At 54.9% G+C, this 16,027-nt stretch carries 14 protein-coding genes; 9 read left to right on the forward strand and 5 right to left on the reverse strand.

Annotation, left to right across the window (positions count from 1 at the left end):
- The first annotated feature begins 88 nt into the window (after positions 1–88).
- Both ACG0Z5_RS05705 and nfo read left to right on the forward strand, forming a co-directional pair.
- The gene (locus tag ACG0Z5_RS05705; protein WP_394446018.1) at positions 89–1,138 is read left to right on the forward strand and encodes a YeiH family protein; all 1,050 of its coding nucleotides are present in this window, start codon (positions 89–91) and stop codon (positions 1,136–1,138) included.
- Between the two features lie 86 nt (positions 1,139–1,224).
- Positions 1,225–2,082, forward strand: a complete 858-nt coding sequence (gene nfo, locus ACG0Z5_RS05710) for a deoxyribonuclease IV (protein ID WP_394446019.1) — start codon at positions 1,225–1,227, stop codon at positions 2,080–2,082.
- 49 nt (positions 2,083–2,131) lie between these two features.
- Here the strand turns inward: nfo and fruA are convergent, their stop codons facing one another.
- The 3 genes from fruA to fruB are packed head-to-tail and all read right to left on the reverse strand — an operon-like array spanning position 2,132 to position 5,902.
- Entirely contained in the window at positions 2,132–3,817 is a 1,686-nt protein-coding gene (gene fruA / locus ACG0Z5_RS05715; protein ID WP_394446021.1) for a PTS fructose transporter subunit IIBC, read from the reverse strand.
- 16 nt (positions 3,818–3,833) lie between these two features.
- Entirely contained in the window at positions 3,834–4,772 is a 939-nt protein-coding gene (gene fruK, locus ACG0Z5_RS05720; protein ID WP_110509390.1) for a 1-phosphofructokinase, read from the reverse strand.
- Positions 4,772–5,902, reverse strand: coding sequence for a fused PTS fructose transporter subunit IIA/HPr protein (gene fruB / locus ACG0Z5_RS05725; RefSeq protein ID WP_394446022.1), 1,131 nt, complete (start codon positions 5,900–5,902; stop codon positions 4,772–4,774). Before fruB ends, fruK begins: the two co-directional genes overlap by 1 nt.
- Before the next feature lie 368 nt (positions 5,903–6,270).
- Between fruB and setB the strand changes: the two genes are divergently transcribed.
- Positions 6,271–7,452, forward strand: coding sequence for a sugar efflux transporter SetB (gene setB / locus ACG0Z5_RS05730; protein ID WP_394446023.1), 1,182 nt, complete (start codon positions 6,271–6,273; stop codon positions 7,450–7,452).
- Here setB and ACG0Z5_RS05735 read toward each other — a convergent pair.
- On the reverse strand, positions 7,449–7,703 hold the full coding sequence (locus ACG0Z5_RS05735; protein ID WP_394446024.1) for a YkgJ family cysteine cluster protein: 255 nt from the start codon (positions 7,701–7,703) through the stop codon (positions 7,449–7,451). The genes setB and ACG0Z5_RS05735 overlap by 4 nt on opposite strands.
- A gap of 134 nt (positions 7,704–7,837) precedes the next feature.
- Here ACG0Z5_RS05735 and yeiP point away from each other — a divergent pair, with 134 nt between their 5' ends.
- Positions 7,838–8,410 (forward strand): elongation factor P-like protein YeiP, encoded by a 573-nt coding sequence (gene yeiP / locus ACG0Z5_RS05740; protein WP_319628906.1) that lies wholly within the window; start codon positions 7,838–7,840, stop codon positions 8,408–8,410.
- 112 nt (positions 8,411–8,522) lie between these two features.
- Here yeiP and uxuA read toward each other — a convergent pair whose 3' ends face one another.
- A complete protein-coding gene (gene uxuA / locus ACG0Z5_RS05745; RefSeq protein WP_394446025.1) occupies positions 8,523–9,713 on the reverse strand; it encodes a mannonate dehydratase in 1,191 nt (396 codons plus the stop codon).
- 206 nt (positions 9,714–9,919) lie between these two features.
- Here uxuA and ACG0Z5_RS05750 point away from each other — a divergent pair, with 206 nt between their 5' ends.
- The 5 genes from ACG0Z5_RS05750 (at position 9,920) to ACG0Z5_RS05770 (ending at position 15,986) form a co-directional block, all read left to right on the forward strand.
- On the forward strand, positions 9,920–11,386 hold the full coding sequence (locus tag ACG0Z5_RS05750) for a mannitol dehydrogenase family protein (RefSeq protein ID WP_394446027.1): 1,467 nt from the start codon (positions 9,920–9,922) through the stop codon (positions 11,384–11,386).
- 123 nt (positions 11,387–11,509) lie between these two features.
- On the forward strand, positions 11,510–12,487 hold the full coding sequence (locus tag ACG0Z5_RS05755) for a CobW family GTP-binding protein (RefSeq protein ID WP_394446028.1): 978 nt from the start codon (positions 11,510–11,512) through the stop codon (positions 12,485–12,487).
- Positions 12,488–12,530: 43 nt separating this feature from the next.
- Positions 12,531–13,235, forward strand: coding sequence for a phosphatase PAP2 family protein (locus ACG0Z5_RS05760; protein WP_394446029.1), 705 nt, complete (start codon positions 12,531–12,533; stop codon positions 13,233–13,235).
- 428 nt (positions 13,236–13,663) lie between these two features.
- The gene (gene mepS / locus ACG0Z5_RS05765) at positions 13,664–14,233 is read left to right on the forward strand and encodes a bifunctional murein DD-endopeptidase/murein LD-carboxypeptidase (RefSeq protein WP_394446030.1); all 570 of its coding nucleotides are present in this window, start codon (positions 13,664–13,666) and stop codon (positions 14,231–14,233) included.
- 190 nt (positions 14,234–14,423) lie between these two features.
- A complete protein-coding gene (locus ACG0Z5_RS05770) occupies positions 14,424–15,986 on the forward strand; it encodes a cyclic di-GMP phosphodiesterase (protein WP_394446031.1) in 1,563 nt (520 codons plus the stop codon).
- Positions 15,987–16,027: the final 41 nt, after the last annotated feature.

Genomic DNA, 16,027 nt, shown 5'->3' on the forward strand with positions numbered 1-16,027 from the left:
CGGTTATTCAGATTGATTATAAATATATAATCAATTTTAATTTTAAGCCACAGCGGCGTAACCTTTAACCCAGATAAAGGAGAAGGTTATGACAGCATTCACCCTCAACAGACACCGACATTCATTGGGACATTTTGTCCCAGGCCTGGCGCTCACCGCCCTGATTACCGGCGTGGCGCTGTGGACTGGCAGCATTCCGGCCATTGCAGGCGCTGGATTTAGCGCGTTAACGATGGCTATCCTGCTCGGCATGGTGCTTGGCAATACGGTTTACCCCAAAATCTGGCAGCGCTGCGACGGCGGCGTTTTGTTCGCCAAACAGCATCTGCTGCGTCTGGGCATCATTCTGTATGGCTTCCGCCTGACGTTTTCGCAAATTGCTGACGTCGGCTTCAGCGGAATTGCGATTGACGTCCTGACGCTCACCAGTACCTTTTTGTTGGCAGCATTCCTCGGACAGAAAGTATTTGGTCTGGATAAACACACCAGCTGGCTGATTGGTGCGGGGAGCAGCATTTGTGGCGCGGCGGCGGTTCTGGCTACCGAACCAGTGCTGAAAGCCGAATCCAGCAAAGTCACCGTGGCGGTAGCCACTGTAGTTATCTTCGGTACGATTGCGATTTTCCTCTACCCGGCGATGTACCCGGTGCTGGCCCACTGGTTCAGCCCGGAGACCTACGGCATTTATATTGGCTCCACGATGCATGAGGTGGCGCAGGTTGTGGCCGCCGGGCATGCCATTAGCCCGGAAGCGGAAAACGCGGCGGTCATTGCCAAAATGCTGCGCGTGATGATGCTGGCACCGTTCCTGCTGATTCTGGCAGCGCGTGTGAAACAGCTGGCCCCCGCGGGCAGTGGTGAAAAGAGCAAAATCACCATTCCGTGGTTCGCTATCCTGTTCATCGTGGTGGCTATCTTCAACTCCTTCCACCTGCTGCCGAAAGCGGTCGTGGATATGTTGGTCACCCTGGATACCGTACTGCTGGCAATGGCGATGGCCGCTCTGGGCTTAACGACTCACGTTAGCGCCCTGAAAAAAGCAGGTGCTAAACCCCTGCTGATGGCACTGGTATTGTTCGCCTGGCTTATCGTCGGCGGCGGCATGATTAACGTAGCCGTTCATGCCCTGATGGCATAAAGCACTGTATCACCCTCCTGTTAACCCGCTATGATTAGCACTTGCTAAGCACTTCCCCCGGCGGGTTTAACAGGAGTTTTTCTTATATGAAATACATCGGAGCACACGTCAGCGCCTCCGGCGGTGTCGCCAATGCCGCCATCCGCGCGGCTGAACTTGAAGCCACTGCATTTGCCCTGTTCACCAAGAACCAGCGCCAGTGGCGCGCGGCCCCGCTGACCAGCGACGTCATTGACGATTTCAAAGCCGCCTGCGAAAAATACCATTTCTCCCCGGCGCAAATCCTGCCGCACGACAGCTACCTGATTAACCTCGGCCATCCGGTGGCTGACGCCCTGGAAAAATCCCGCGAAGCGTTTGTGGATGAACTCACCCGCTGCCAACAGTTGGGGCTGACGCTGCTGAATTTCCATCCTGGCAGCCATCTGATGCAAATCCCGGTCGACGATTGTCTGGCTCGCATTGCCGAATCCATCAACATCGCGCTTTCCCAGACTGAAGGTGTAACGGCGGTGATTGAAAACACCGCCGGTCAGGGCAGCAATCTCGGCTTCGAGTTTGAGCATCTGGCAGCAATTATTGATGGCGTGGAAGACAAATCGCGCGTGGGTGTATGTATCGATACCTGTCACGCATTTGCAGCGGGCTACGACCTGCGCAGTGCGGAGGAGTGTGAAAAAACCTTCGCCGAATTTGAGCGCATCGTAGGCTTTAATTACCTGCGCGGAATGCACCTGAATGACGCCAAAAGCGCCTTCGGCAGCCGCGTTGACCGCCACCACAGCTTAGGTGAAGGGAATATCGGACACGATGCATTCCGCTGGATCATGCAGGACAGCCGCTTCGACGGGATCCCGATGGTACTGGAAACCGTGAATCCAGATATCTGGGCTGAAGAAATCGCCTGGTTGAAAGCGCAGCAGACCGAAGAGGCTGCGGCATAAACGACAAAAGGGCCGACAATGTCGGCCCTTTTCTTTTAACCACTTACCGTTACGCAGCTTTCGCCACAGCTTCCGCTTCCGGGCGCTTCAGCACCGCGTAAGACAGACCTGCCACCAGCGTACCGACCACAATCGCCAACAGGTAGCCAAGCACCGGGGTGATTGCGCCAGGGATCAGCAGCACAAACAGACCGCCGTGTGGTGCCATCAGTTTCGCGCCCACCGCCATCGAGATGGCACCGGTGATCGCGCCGCCGACGATACAGCAAGGCAGAACACGCATTGGGTCACGCGCCGCAAACGGGATAGCGCCTTCGGTGATGAAGCACAGACCGAGCACCAGCGCGGCTTTCCCACCTTCCTGCTGCGCTTTGTCAAACTTACGACGCGCCACAAGGGTCGCCAGACCGAGTGCCAGCGGTGGCACCATACCTGCCGCCATAATCGCTGCCATTGGGGCATAAGTTTGCGTACTCAGCAGACCGACGCCAAAGGCATACGCCGCTTTGTTCACCGGGCCGCCCATGTCGGTACACATCATACCGCCGAGGATCGCACCCAGCAGAACCGCGTTGGCGGTGCCCATGGTTTGCAGCCAGTGGGTCAGACCTTCCAGAATACCCGCGACCGGTTTACCAATCAGGTAAATCATCCCCAGACCGACAACCAGGCTTGAGAGCAGTGGGATAATCAGAATTGGCTTCAGCGCTTCCATGCTTGGCGGCAGCTTCAGTTTGGTACTGATCATCTTCGCCACGTAACCGGCAAGGAAACCAGCAATGATACCGCCGATAAAGCCAGAACCGGTGCTGACTGCCAGCATACCGCCGATCAGACCCGGCGTCAGACCCGGACGGTCAGCAATCGAGAAGGCGATGTAACCCGCCAGCACGGGCACCATCAGGGCGAATGCGGAACCGCCACCGATTTGCATCAGCGCCGCCGCCAGCGTGCCTTCTTCTTTAAAGGCCGTGATACCGAAGGCGAAAGACAGAGCGATACACAGACCGCCCGCCACCACCATCGGCAGCATGTACGACACGCCGGTCAGCAGGTGGCTGTACGCTCCGCCGCCTTTTTTCTTGCCTTCCTGAGCCGTCTGTACGTTGCCTGACGGCTGGTATGTCTGGGCTTCCACTACCGCTTTATCCAGTTCCTGCGCGGTTTTCTTCAGCGCCAGACCGGTAGAAGTGCGGTACATCGGTTTACCCGCAAATTTCGCCAGGTCTACTTCGATGTCTGCCGCGACGATAACCAGGTCCGCTTCAGCCACTTCTTCCGGGGTGATGGCATTGCCAGCACCGACGGAACCGCGGGTTTCAACCTTCACCCACCAGCCGCGTTTTTTGGCTTCGGTTTCAATGGCTTCAGCCGCCATAAAGGTGTGCGCCACCCCGGTTGGACACGCGGTAACGGCCACGATGCGTTTGGCACCGCTTTTCGCTACCGGTGCAATTGACGCAGGGGTCACGTACGGTGCCGCGTGCGATTTGGCTTCACCGAGGAACAGTTCCGGATGCGCCACCGCACGATTCACATCGCCGAGGTAAACCTGTTTGCCGTTCAGCGCGCTGTCAGCGGGCAGCGCAGTGCCAAGAACGATCACCAGTTCAGCGTCGTTCGGGTTGTCGATAATCTCTAGACGGGCTTTTGCAGCCGCCGCGCCCAGCAGGGTTTTCGCCATATAGGCGCGTGCCTGTCCGAGCCCGGAGTCGATAATCAGCAGCGTTTTCATTATGCCTCTCCTGCTGTCAATTGAAGGGTTGTAAGTCAACGCGCGCCATCATCGCGGCCAACTGGGTACGATCGGTAATGCCTACGTTACTCTGACTAACGGCCAGTGCGGCGACGGCGGTTGCCAGGCGTAAGGTATGTTCACTGGATTCACGCATCAGCAGGCCATAAATCAGGCCGCCAACCATCGAATCCCCGGCGCCAACGGTGCTGACCACTTCAACTGACGGTGGTTTTGCAATCCATTCGCCGGATGCGTTGACCCACAATGCGCCTTCGGCACCCAGTGAAATCACCACATGAGCAATGCCCTGTTCGCGCAGTGCGTGCGCGGCTTCAATCACGTCTTTCATTTCTGGCAGCTTGCGACCGGCCCAGATTTCCAGCTCGCGACGGTTCGGTTTCACCAGCCACGGTGCAGCTTTCAGACCCGCCACCAGCGCTTCACGGCTGCTGTCGAAAATGATGCACGGACACTGGCTGCGCAGACGCGTCATCCAGTCGGTGAACGCTTCCGGGCTGACGCCCGCTGGCAGACTGCCGCTGACGCAGACCATATCGAACTGGCCCAGCCAGGAGAGAGAATCGTTGACGAAACGTTCCCAATCGCCTGCGGTGACATCGAAACCGGAAAAGTTAAAGTCAGTCACTTCGCCGTCTTTTTCCGTCAGTTTGACGTTGATACGGGTTCGGCCCTGCACTACCTGGAAACGGTTGGCGATGCCCAGCTCGCTGAACAGCTGCTGGAAACCATCCTGATTGTCTTTCCCCAGGAAGCCGCCGACGGTCACATCGATGCCAAGATCTTTCAGCACCTTGGCCACGTTAATGCCTTTACCCGCCGCATGCAGACCGGTGGTACGCACCAGGTTCACTTCGCCGCGTTCAACTTCCGGGGTAAACCCGACGAGATCATAGGCCGGATTGAGGGTGATGGTGGCAACACGTCTGCTCATTACGCGCCCTCCCCAAGACCGGAAGCGATAGCTTCACCAATCGCGTTGAGCGCAACCTGCGCGTCTTCGCCCTGGGCGGTGAAGCGCAGGCGATGGCCTTTCTTCACGCCGAGTGCCACCACTTTCATCAGGCTACGGCCATTGGCCGGTTTCCCGCTACCGTCGAGGTTAGTAACGGTAATTTCACTGTTAAATTGTTTGATAGTGTTCACCAGCATGGTGCCTGGACGGGCATGCAGTCCATGCTCGTTACGGACCACAAACTCCGCGCTCAGCACGTCGGCTGCAGGCGCATCGTCGCTGGTCAGCAACGCTAATAGTGTTGCCGCATCGGCGTTAAGCAAAGTTTCAGCTTTGTTATCAAGCAGCAGTGCGCTCAGACGGCGCAGTACCGCAGTTGGCTGTTCGTCGGCCATCGCGACGGTCAGCAGCATAGCCACTGACTGGTCTTCAACGCTAAACGGCGTCGCGGCCCGGCTCACGGCTACGGCACTTTTCAGGTTGCCTTCAGCACTGTCATTCAGCCAGATCCCCTGACCCAGGTTTAGCGGCTTGTCGTTAATGACATGCGCCACAAACGCCGCATCGACCGCAGCGGCTTCTTTCAGACGTCCGGCGTTAAGCGCTTGCAGCGTCACTAAATCACTTGCCGCAACGTCGAGCGTCAGGGTGTCGTTATCCAGTTTCAGCGCATCACTCTGTTTTTCGCCCATCAGCAGTGCACGCAGCTCTTCCGCAGTCGTCGCGGTTTTCAGCTGTTCAGCCACCGCGTCGTCGCTCAGCACGTGCGTCAGCTGACGCAGCAGACCAAGGTGTTCATCGGAGCTGGCGGCAATACCGATCGCGACGTACGCCGTCTGACCTTCGCCCCAGGTCACGCCCTGCGGGAACTGATACACCTGAACGCCGGTCTTCAGCACCTGATCGCGGGTGTCTGTGGTGCCATGAGGGATGGCGATACCGTTGCCAAGAAACGTAGAGGTCTGCTGCTCGCGAGCCAGCATACCGTCGACGTAGCCGTTGGCCACGTTGCCCGCGCTAACCAGCGCAGACGCGACCTGACGAATCGCCTCTTCTTTATTCCCGGCCTGCTGACCGGGATGAATATCCTGAGTTGATAACTGGAACATGGTTCTCCTCTCTCGCTGAATTGAATCGTTTCAGCCATTATGAGAAAAAATACGCCACCCTGCTTCCCGTAGGATGAATAGATGACGCTGAAACGTTTCAATCAGTCTGGGTCAGCCCTGTATAATGCGCAAGAAATGTTTATTTTTGGATGTCAGAATTTAGAGCTACTGCACATTTCGTTATCAATCACACCCATTTTGCTGACGCGATAATGGCCTTCAGCCGCTGCGTTCAGCACTTTTCAGCTGGAGTGATTCTTATTATGAAATGCCATTTTGATTTTTTGTGCAGAACTTGATACATCCACTGTTTATTTTCTGATAGCCAGCGTAAAATCCGGCCTCTTCCTGATATCTGATAACCCAACATGTCTAACACTACCGTTGTAGCCCCGAGGCGGGGATTTGATCTGACCTCATCCGCCTTCCTGCTGGTCGCCTTCCTGACAGGTATTGCTGGCGCGTTACAGACCCCGACGCTCAGCCTGTTCCTGACTAACGAAGTCCATGTCCGCCCGGCGATGGTCGGCTTCTTCTTTACCGGTAGCGCGGTTATCGGCATTCTGGTGAGCCAGTTTCTCGCCGGTCGTTCAGACCGCCAGGGCGATCGTAAATCGCTGATCGTCTTCTGCTGTTTGTTAGGCATGATGGCCTGCGTGCTGTTTGCCTGGAACCGCAATTATTTCATTCTGCTGTTTGTCGGCGTCTTCCTGAGCAGCTTTGGCTCGACTTCCAACCCCCAGATGTTTGCCCTTGCCCGTGAACACGCCGATAAAACCGGCCGTGAAGCAGTGATGTTCAGCTCGATTCTACGTGCCCAGGTCTCTCTGGCGTGGGTCATTGGCCCGCCGGTGGCCTATGCGTTAGCGATGGGTTTTGGCTTTACGACCATGTATCTTTCCGCCGCCGTGGCGTATGTCATCTGCGGGGTAATTGTGTGGTTTTTCCTGCCGAGTATGCGCAAAGTGCGCCCGGCCGCAGGCACGCGTATAGAAGCCCCGCGCACTAACCGCCGAGACGCGCTGCTGCTGTTCGGCATCTGTACGCTGATGTGGGGCACTAACAGCCTGTACATTATTAATATGCCGCTGTTCATTATTGATGAACTGCATCTGCCGGAAAAACTCGCCGGGGTGATGATGGGTACCGCCGCCGGGCTGGAAATCCCCACCATGCTGATTGCCGGTTATTATGCGAAGCGTTTTGGTAAGCGTTTTCTGATGCGTATAGCGGTGGTCGCGGGAATACTGTTTTACGTCGGCATGTTGACCGTTCACTCCCCTGCACTGCTGCTGGCGATGCAACTGCTGAATGCGATTTACATCGGTATTCTCGCCGGAATTGGGATGCTCTATTTTCAGGATTTGATGCCCGGTCAGGCGGGAGCCGCGACCACGCTGTACAGCAACACCACGCGCGTGGGCTGGATAATCGCCGGTTCAATGGCGGGCGTGGTGGCAGAAATCTGGAGCTATCACGCGGTATTCTGGATTGCGCTGGCAATGTGCATCACCACCACCTTTGGGCTGTGGCGGATTAAAGATGTTTAAGGGGTCGTGAGGGCTTCGAGATTGATGAGATAGGTCATGGCCTGCTGTGACGAGGTACCGCACATCTCGGTCGAAGGCTGGAGTCCGGCGCACACTTTCGGGCGTAGCGGCGAGCCAAAGAGTTTGCAACGCAGTCGCTCGTCGAGCTGAATGCAAGGCGTGTTAGCAGGCTTGCCGTGGGGCATTCCCGGGATTGGGCTGGAAATCGAAGGCGCGGTACAACAGGCGCCACAGTCCGGTCGGCAATCCATCTTTCACTCTCACATTTATCTGGAAAGGCACCTTATCACCTTTTCACAAAACCAGCGAATTCCCCTTGCCTGAAAGCCCCGGCACGAGTACTTTTACGCGATATTTTAGACTTCCCAGAAACAGGATTATTGCAATGCCAAGAGCGAATGAAATCAAAAAAGGTATGGTGCTGAATTACAACGGCAAACTGCTGATTGTTAAGAATATTGATATTCAGTCACCCAGCGCCCGTGGCGCAGCAACGTTGTACAAAATGCGCTTCGCCGATGTGCGTACCGGTATGAAGGTGGAAGAGCGTTTTAAAGGTGACGATATTGTCGATACCGTGAGCCTGACCCGCCGTTTCGTGGACTTCTCGTACATCGATGGCAACGAATACGTGTTCATGGATAAAGAAGACTACACGCCGTACATCTTCACCAAAGATCAGATTGAAGAAGAGATCCAGTTCATTCCTGAAGGCGGGATGCCGGATATGCAGGTTCTGCTGTGGGATACCCAGCTGCTGGCGCTTGAGCTGCCGCAGACTGTGGATTTGGAAATCGTGGAAACGGCACCGGGCATTAAAGGCGCATCCGCCAGCTCGCGTACCAAGCCTGCCACTCTGACCACCGGCCTGGTCATTCAGGTGCCAGAATACCTGACCACCGGTGAGAAAATCCGCATTCATATCGAAGAATGCCGCTACATGGGCCGTGCTGATTAATTCTTAGTCAGAGCGCCCGGCGGCGTTGCACTTGCCGGGCCTACGGTTCAGATTCCGTAGGCCCGATAAGCGTCAGCGCCATCGGGCAAACCATTGATATTGTGACTCGCGATTACAGCAGTTCAGGATATTTGGTCATTTTCAGCGCCAGCTCAACGCCGCGCACTTCCGCCATCCCTTTCAGACGACCAATCGCCGAATAGCCCGGGTTGGTTTTCTTCTTCAGATCGTCCAGCATCTGATGCCCGTGGTCCGGACGGAATGGAATCGGACGCAGGTCACCCGTCTTCTTACGGCGAGACTCTTCAGACAGAATCGCGTCAACCACCGCTACCATATTCACGTCACCGTGCAGATGGGAACCTTCGTGGAAGGTTTTTGGATTGCCTTCCCGACAGGTCGCGCGCAGGTGGGTGAAGTGAATGCGATCGCCGAAGGTTTCAATCATTTTCACCAGGTCGTTATCCGCACGAACGCCATAAGAACCGGTACACATGGTGAAGCCGTTGTTGATGCTGTCGACGGTTTCTTTCAGCCACTGCATATCTTCAATGGTCGAAACGATACGCGGCAGGCCGAGGATAGGACGCGGAGGATCGTCCGGGTGAACTGCCAGGCGCACGCCGACTTCTTCCGCCACCGGTACGATAGCGCGCAGGAACACCGCCATGTTTTCACGCAGCGTATCTTTGCTGATGTGATCATATTCAGCCAGACGCTGACGGAACTGGTCAAGGGTGTAACCCTCTTCCGCGCCCGGTAAACCAGCAATAATGTTGCGGGTCAGCTTTTCAATTTCAGCCGCGCTCATCGCCTTGAAATAATCCTGCGCCTGCTGCTGCTCTTCCGCGCTGTAATCCGCTTCAGCACCCGGACGCTTGAGGATATGCATTTCAAATGCGGCGAAGGCAATCTGGTCGAAACGCAGGGCTTTTGAGCCGTCTGGCAGCTGATACTCAAGGTCAGTACGCGTCCAGTCGAGGATCGGCATGAAGTTGTAGCAGACGGTATCAATCCCGCAGGCCGCCAGATTACGGATGCTCTGCTGGTAGTTAGCAATCCAGGTGTTGCAATCGCCGGACTGGGTTTTAATCTCTTCGTGGACCGGGATACTTTCCACCACGGACCAGGTTAGCCCTTTTTCCGCGAGCAGCGCCTGACGCGCTTTAATTTCGTCTACCGGCCAAACCTGACCGTTAGGAATGTGGTGCAGCGCAGTGACTACGCCGGTGGCGCCAGCCTGGCGCACATCATCAAGAGAAACCGGATCTTTCGGTCCGTACCAACGCCAGGTTTGTTCCATTGTCACACCCTCTTAAGTTGTTATACCAATAATGGAATGGCTAATGACGACTACCATACATGTTTCTGCAAAAGCGTCAAATTCCGCCCCGGCATTGATTGATCCAGCTCACATTCCCCGGATAAATACGGCACACCAATTCAATTTGCTGTCATATAACTTTACACTGCTCATTGTTAATTAATGGTTAAGCAGGTGTTTATATAATGAAGACGATCGCCACCGCCACGCTGCCCGACAACGTGCAACTGCCTCAGTATGACCGACAACAGCTTCGTTCGCGGATTGTCCATTTCGGCTTTGGGGCGTTTCATCGGGCCCACCAGGCACTGCTGACGGACCGGGTACTGAATGCCAAAGGCGGTGACTGGGGTCTGTGCGAAATCAGTCTGTTCAGCGGCGATGTGTTGATGAGCCAGCTGCGCGCCCAGAACCATCTGTTTACGGTGCTGGAGAAAGGTGCGGACGGTAACCAGCCGATTATCATCGGGGCGGTGAATGAATGCCTGAATGCAAAACTCGATTCACTGGCGGCGATCATTGAGAAATTCTGCGAGCCGCAGGTGGCGATTGTCTCTCTCACCATCACCGAGAAAGGCTACTGCATTGACCCGGCGACCGGTCGGCTGGATGTCACACAGCCGCGGATCGTTCACGATCTTGAAAACCCTTCTGAACCACATTCCGCGCCGGGGATACTGGTGGAAGCCTTACACCGCCGCCGCGAGCGCGGGCTGCCGCCGTTTACCGTCCTCTCCTGCGATAACATTCCTGACAACGGCCACGTCGTGAAAAATGCGGTACTGGGGATGGCCAACAAACGTTCGCCCGAACTGGCGCAGTGGATTGCTGAACAGGTGAGTTTCCCGGGCACCATGGTCGACCGCATCGTTCCGGCGGCGACCGAGGAATCGCTGGCAGAAATTGCCGCAGCAACCGGGGTCGACGATCCGTGCGCCATCAGCTGCGAGCCGTTCATTCAGTGGGTAGTAGAAGACAACTTCGTGGCGGGCCGTCCGGAGTGGGAAATCGCCGGCGTACAAATGGTAAGTGACGTGCTGCCATGGGAACAAATGAAGCTGCGGATGCTGAACGGCAGCCATTCGTTCCTGGCTTATCTCGGTTATCTGGCCGGGTACGAACACATTAGCGATTGCATGCAGGACAGCGATTTCCGTCGCGCAGCACATCGTCTGATGATGCAGGAGCAGGCCCCGACGCTACGTATCACCGGGGTTGATCTTAACGCCTATGCCGATAGCCTGATCACGCGTTTCACTAACCCGGCGCTGAAACACCGCACCTGGCAAATCGCAATGGACGGCAGTCAGAAACTGCCTCAGCGCATGCTGGAAGGTATCCGTGTTCATCTGGAGCGCGAGAGCGACTGGTCGTTGCTGGCGCTCGGCGTTGCAGGCTGGATGCGTTATGTCAGCGGCAGAGACGAGCGAGGCAATCACATTGACGTCCGCGATCCGCTGGCCGATAAAATACAGACTCTTGTGGCGTCCAGCAGCGACGCTGAGCGCGTGACGGCCCTGCTGACACTGAGCGAAATTTTCGGCAGCGATCTGGCGCAGAACCCGCGTTTCGTCAGCAAGATTCAGCACGCCTGGCAGCAATTGAGCGATCACGGGGCGCGTCAGGCAATCATTTCCGCCCTGAATCTTTAGCACTTCCTGCTCTTTAGCGGACAGATGCCTTGTCTGTCCGCCTCAACACTTCTCTTTTCCACCATTTTTCGCCAGGATATAACGTACCTGTTACATTATTACAGTCGCTATTCTGGAGCCCACGTGACGCTAACAAACCTGATTACCGGCTTTCTCGGCAGCGGTAAAACAACATCCATTCTCCACTTACTGGCGAATAAACCGGCTGATGAAAAGTGGGCTGTGCTGATCAATGAGTTTGGTGAAGTCGGAATTGACGGCGCATTGCTGGCCGACAGCGGCGCGCTGCTGAAAGAAATCCCCGGTGGTTGTATGTGCTGCGTGAATGGTTTGCCGATGCAGGTGGGGCTCAATACCCTACTTCGCCAGGGCAAACCGGACCGTCTGCTGATCGAACCGACGGGCCTGGGCCATCCCAAACAAATTCTCGATATCCTAACCGCGCCAGTATACGAGCCGTGGATCGACCTGCGCGCCACGCTTTGTGTCCTGGATCCTCGCCAGTTGCTTGATGAGAAAGTGATCAGCAATGATAACTTTCGTGACCAGCTCGCGGCGGCTGACGTTATCGTGACCAATAAAAACGACCGTGCTACCCCGGAAAGCCAGCGGGCGTTTACCGCCTGGTGGAACGCCTATGGCGGCGAGCGACAGTGTGTCGACACCGCTCAGGGGGTTATCGACGGCGTGCTGTTAGATTTACCCCGGCGTAATCTGGCCCCGCTGCCGGTGAGTGCCGCACACGCACACAGTCATCCGTCCAATAAAGGTCTGGCGGCCTTGAGCCTGCCTGAGCATCAGCGCTGGCGTCGCAGCATCAACAGCGGTCAGGGCTACCAGGCCTGCGGTTGGATTTTTGATGCAGACACGCAGTTTGACACCATCGGCCTGCTGGAATGGGCGCGTCTGGCCCCGGTTTCACGGGTGAAAGGCGTGATGCGCATTGCGGAAGGTTTAGTTCGTATTAACCGCCAGAACGCCGACCTGCACATCGAGACTCAGTCCGTCGCTCCGCCCGATAGCCGCATCGAACTGATTCATGACGGTGATACCGACTGGAATGCGCTGCAGTCCTCGCTGTTGAAGCTTCGTTTAAACTAACCTCGGTATGTTGCCGACGTTAATCAGATTCAAAGAATATGTGATGAAAACTCGAATTTCTGGAATTTTACTGCTCAACATCGCTGGTCTGGCTCTCTTTTTAAGTTGGTTCTTGCCTGCTAATCATGGCTTTTGGTCCTCGCTGGACTCTGGCATTTTCCACTTCTTTAATCAGGGCCTGGCTGAGAGTCGCGCCTACGTATGGTTCCTGGCGATCACCAACAACCGCGCCTTTGACGGCTGCTCGCTGCTGGCGATGGGTAGCCTGATGCTCTATTTCTGGTTAAAGGAACAGCCTCAGGGACGTCGTCGAATTGTCATTATCGGGCTGGTGATGCTGCTGGCCGCGGTGATTGTGAACCAGCTTGCCCAACATTTAATGCCGGTCAAACGCGCCAGCCCGTCGCTATCTTTCCCTGATGTTTATCGGGTCAGCGATCTGCTGCATATTTCGACCAAAGACGCCTCAAAAGACAGTTTCCCTGGCGATCACGGAATGATGCTGCTGATATTTGCCACCTTTATGTGGCGATATTTTGGTCTAAAAGCATTTGCCATTGCCCTGCTTATTGTTGTGGTTTTTGCCTTCCCGCGGGTAATGATCGGCGCGCATTGGTTCACGGATATCGCAATAGGTTCGCTAACTGCAGTGCTGATTGGCATGCCGTGGATCCTCTTAACCCCGCTGAGTGATAAGACGATCGCCCTATTTGATCGCCATCTTCCGCAGGCATTCAACAAAAAATAAACAAGTTCCTAACCTAAATTAATCATACTCATCAGGGATCGTTTTCGATCCCTGATGATTTTCTGATGATGGAATATTCATTTTGGTGATGTATCAGCCCTCAGAATCTGCTTGAGAATGAGATAATTGCCTATTTAACGCGCACTTTTACCCCTATTTTTGCCCATCGCTGATTCCCCTCTTTGAACATCACAATTTCTTATAAAAAATCCCGGAAAAGCGCTAGCCAGCCCGGTTTCGATAGGGTAATCTCAATCTCGTTTTGCCCTTCCAGAGATAAATTATTCGGTTGGTGAATAAATTTGTGCGTCACTGCACATTTCTGAACATCACGAATTGTCTCATTGGCGGCAGGTATTTAGTCTCGTCACGGTTGGCATTTTTATAACGGTTTTTATCGTTAAGGACTTCAAGGGAAAATAAACAACATGGTCAAATCTCAACCATTTTTGAGATACATCCTGCGGGCAATACCCGCAGTCGCAGTAGCAGTTCTGCTTTCTGCATGTAGTACAACGAACACCGCAAATAATATGCATTCTGAGACGCATGCTGTGGGTAACGAAGATCCTTCGTCACTGCAAGCCTCTCAGGATGAATTTGAAACCATGGTGCGTAATCTTGATGTTAAGACACGCCTGATGGATCAGTATGCCAGCTGGAAAGGCGTACGTTATCGCCTCGGTGGTGATACGAAACGTGGCATTGATTGCTCCGCATTCGTACAACGCACCTTCCGCGAGCAGTTTGGAATGGATTTGCCTCGCTCAACTTACGAGCAGCAGGAAATGGGTAAGTCGATTAAGCGCACGCAACTGCGTACCGGTGATTTAGTCCTGTTCCGCGCCGGGTCGACGGGTCGCCATGTCGGTATCTACATTGGCAATAACCAGTTTGTTCATGCTTCCACCAGCAGTGGTGTGACGATTTCCAACATGGATGAACCATACTGGAACAAGCGCTACAACGAAGCGCGACGTGTTCTGAGCCGTTCCTGATGTTCCTCTTGCTGTTGGTTTTCCCTTGGCTGACAGCAAGAATTAAAAAAAGCACTGCTGAGCAGTGCTTTTTTTTTCTGCATTATCGCCCGAGCCTGCCAGGAAGGCTAAATAGGCTATGCTGGAATGACGCAGCCCTGCGTTCCAAGGCATTGAATTATTGTTTCAAATATCATGGATAAAGACAGCTATGTTCACGCGCTACTTCTCGCTTGGTCGCAAGATCCTCTTCTCCAGCCTGTTGCTGGGAGTGGCGGTCGCCCTGCTGGCGGGCAGTGCTCAAATGATGATGTTCCATCATAAGCGTGCCGAACAGTTCGATATCATCATTCATGATTTGCAAAAATACCTGAATGGCTATTTTGGCGATTTACTCAACACCGTCGATAAACTGCAGCCTTTAACCGTCAGCCGCTGTGCGGACGTAACCCCTGAACTGACCTCCCGGGCCGCCTTTAGTATCAACGTCCGGGCGTTTCTGTTGGTCGACAACGGTAATGCGACGTGCTCATCCGCCACCGGTGAAATGAACGTCCCGATGAAACAGCTGGTGCCGCAGTTGGATGTCAGCCAGGCACTGGACATTGCCATACTGCCCGGTACGCCAATGCTGCCGCAACGGCCCGCATTTGCCCTGTGGGTGCGCAGCCCGCTGCTTGAGAACCGCGGGGTCTTTACCTCGATCAACGCCAGCCTGATGCCGTGGATCCTCTATTCCTCGCGCCAGAATCAGTTCAGCGGCATTGCATTGATTGCCAAAGGCACTGCGATTTCAACCTTCAGTCCAGAACCACAGCTGGCCAGCCAGATCAAAGGCAAACCAATTCGCTCTGCCAAAATCGACGGTGTGCCGATGACGGTGAACGTCTACGGTGAAGTCTGGTCCACGGTGAATCTGCAATTCTCCCTCCTGATGGGCGTGATGTGTGGCCTGCTCTCTGGCCTGCTCTGTTACTACGTTCTTAGCGTCCGTCTGCGCCCGGGCAAAGAAATTACCACCGCCATCAAGCGCAATCAGTTCTCGGTGGTGTACCAGCCGGTGGTTGACGCTGAAACCCTGCAAATCCGTGGCGTGGAAGCATTAATGCGCTGGAAGCACCCGAGCGCCGGGGACATTCCGCCAGATGCGTTCATCAACTTCGCCGAAGCACAGCAGTTGATTGTGCCGCTGACCCGTCATCTGTTTGAGCTTATCGCCAAAGACGCGCCGGTATTGCAAACGCTACTGCCGCCGGGGGCAAAACTCGGGATCAACATCGCACCTGCCCATCTGCTGGCCGACAGTTTCCAACAGGATCTGCGGGATCTCAGCGCCATGCTGCCGCCAAACTACTTCCAGCTGGTGCTGGAAATTACCGAGCGCGACATGCTGAACCAGCACCTGGCGATGAAACTGTTTGAGTGGCTGCATCACGAAGGCTATGAAATTGCCATTGATGACTTCGGCACCGGACACAGCGCGCTGATTTATCTGGAGCGTTTCTCTTTCGACTACCTGAAAATCGACAGAGGTTTCGTTAACGCTATTGGCACTGAAACCGTGACCTCTCCGGTACTGGATGCGGTGCTGACGCTCGCCCGTAAAATGAGCCTGGTCACCGTGGCTGAAGGCGTTGAAACCCAGGAGCAGGCCAACTGGTTGCGCCAGCATGGGGTTAATTTCCTGCAAGGCTACTGGATAAGTCGTCCGCTGACGCTGGAAAAGCTGGTCGAGGCCCACGCCAAACCCGAGAATTATTTCACAACCACCTGAACGTCACTTATCATTCAACAAGATGAGTGATTTGTCCGAAG

It is taken from the genome of Scandinavium sp. M-37, from assembly GCF_043558715.1.
In the GTDB taxonomy this organism is placed as follows: domain Bacteria; phylum Pseudomonadota; class Gammaproteobacteria; order Enterobacterales; family Enterobacteriaceae; genus Scandinavium; species Scandinavium vulneris_A.

Coding starts and splice junctions, on each gene's coding strand:
- ACG0Z5_RS05705 (WP_394446018.1), top strand. CDS start 89: ATGACAGCATTCACCCTCAACAGACACCGACATTCATTGGGACATTTT.
- nfo (WP_394446019.1), top strand. CDS start 1,225: ATGAAATACATCGGAGCACACGTCAGCGCCTCCGGCGGTGTCGCCAAT.
- fruA (WP_394446021.1), bottom strand. CDS start 3,817: ATGAAAACGCTGCTGATTATCGACTCCGGGCTCGGACAGGCACGCGCC.
- fruK (WP_110509390.1), bottom strand. CDS start 4,772: ATGAGCAGACGTGTTGCCACCATCACCCTCAATCCGGCCTATGATCTC.
- fruB (WP_394446022.1), bottom strand. CDS start 5,902: ATGTTCCAGTTATCAACTCAGGATATTCATCCCGGTCAGCAGGCCGGG.
- setB (WP_394446023.1), top strand. CDS start 6,271: ATGTCTAACACTACCGTTGTAGCCCCGAGGCGGGGATTTGATCTGACC.
- ACG0Z5_RS05735 (WP_394446024.1), bottom strand. CDS start 7,703: ATGGATTGCCGACCGGACTGTGGCGCCTGTTGTACCGCGCCTTCGATT.
- yeiP (WP_319628906.1), top strand. CDS start 7,838: ATGCCAAGAGCGAATGAAATCAAAAAAGGTATGGTGCTGAATTACAAC.
- uxuA (WP_394446025.1), bottom strand. CDS start 9,713: ATGGAACAAACCTGGCGTTGGTACGGACCGAAAGATCCGGTTTCTCTT.
- ACG0Z5_RS05750 (WP_394446027.1), top strand. CDS start 9,920: ATGAAGACGATCGCCACCGCCACGCTGCCCGACAACGTGCAACTGCCT.
- ACG0Z5_RS05760 (WP_394446029.1), top strand. CDS start 12,531: ATGAAAACTCGAATTTCTGGAATTTTACTGCTCAACATCGCTGGTCTG.
- mepS (WP_394446030.1), top strand. CDS start 13,664: ATGGTCAAATCTCAACCATTTTTGAGATACATCCTGCGGGCAATACCC.
- ACG0Z5_RS05770 (WP_394446031.1), top strand. CDS start 14,424: ATGTTCACGCGCTACTTCTCGCTTGGTCGCAAGATCCTCTTCTCCAGC.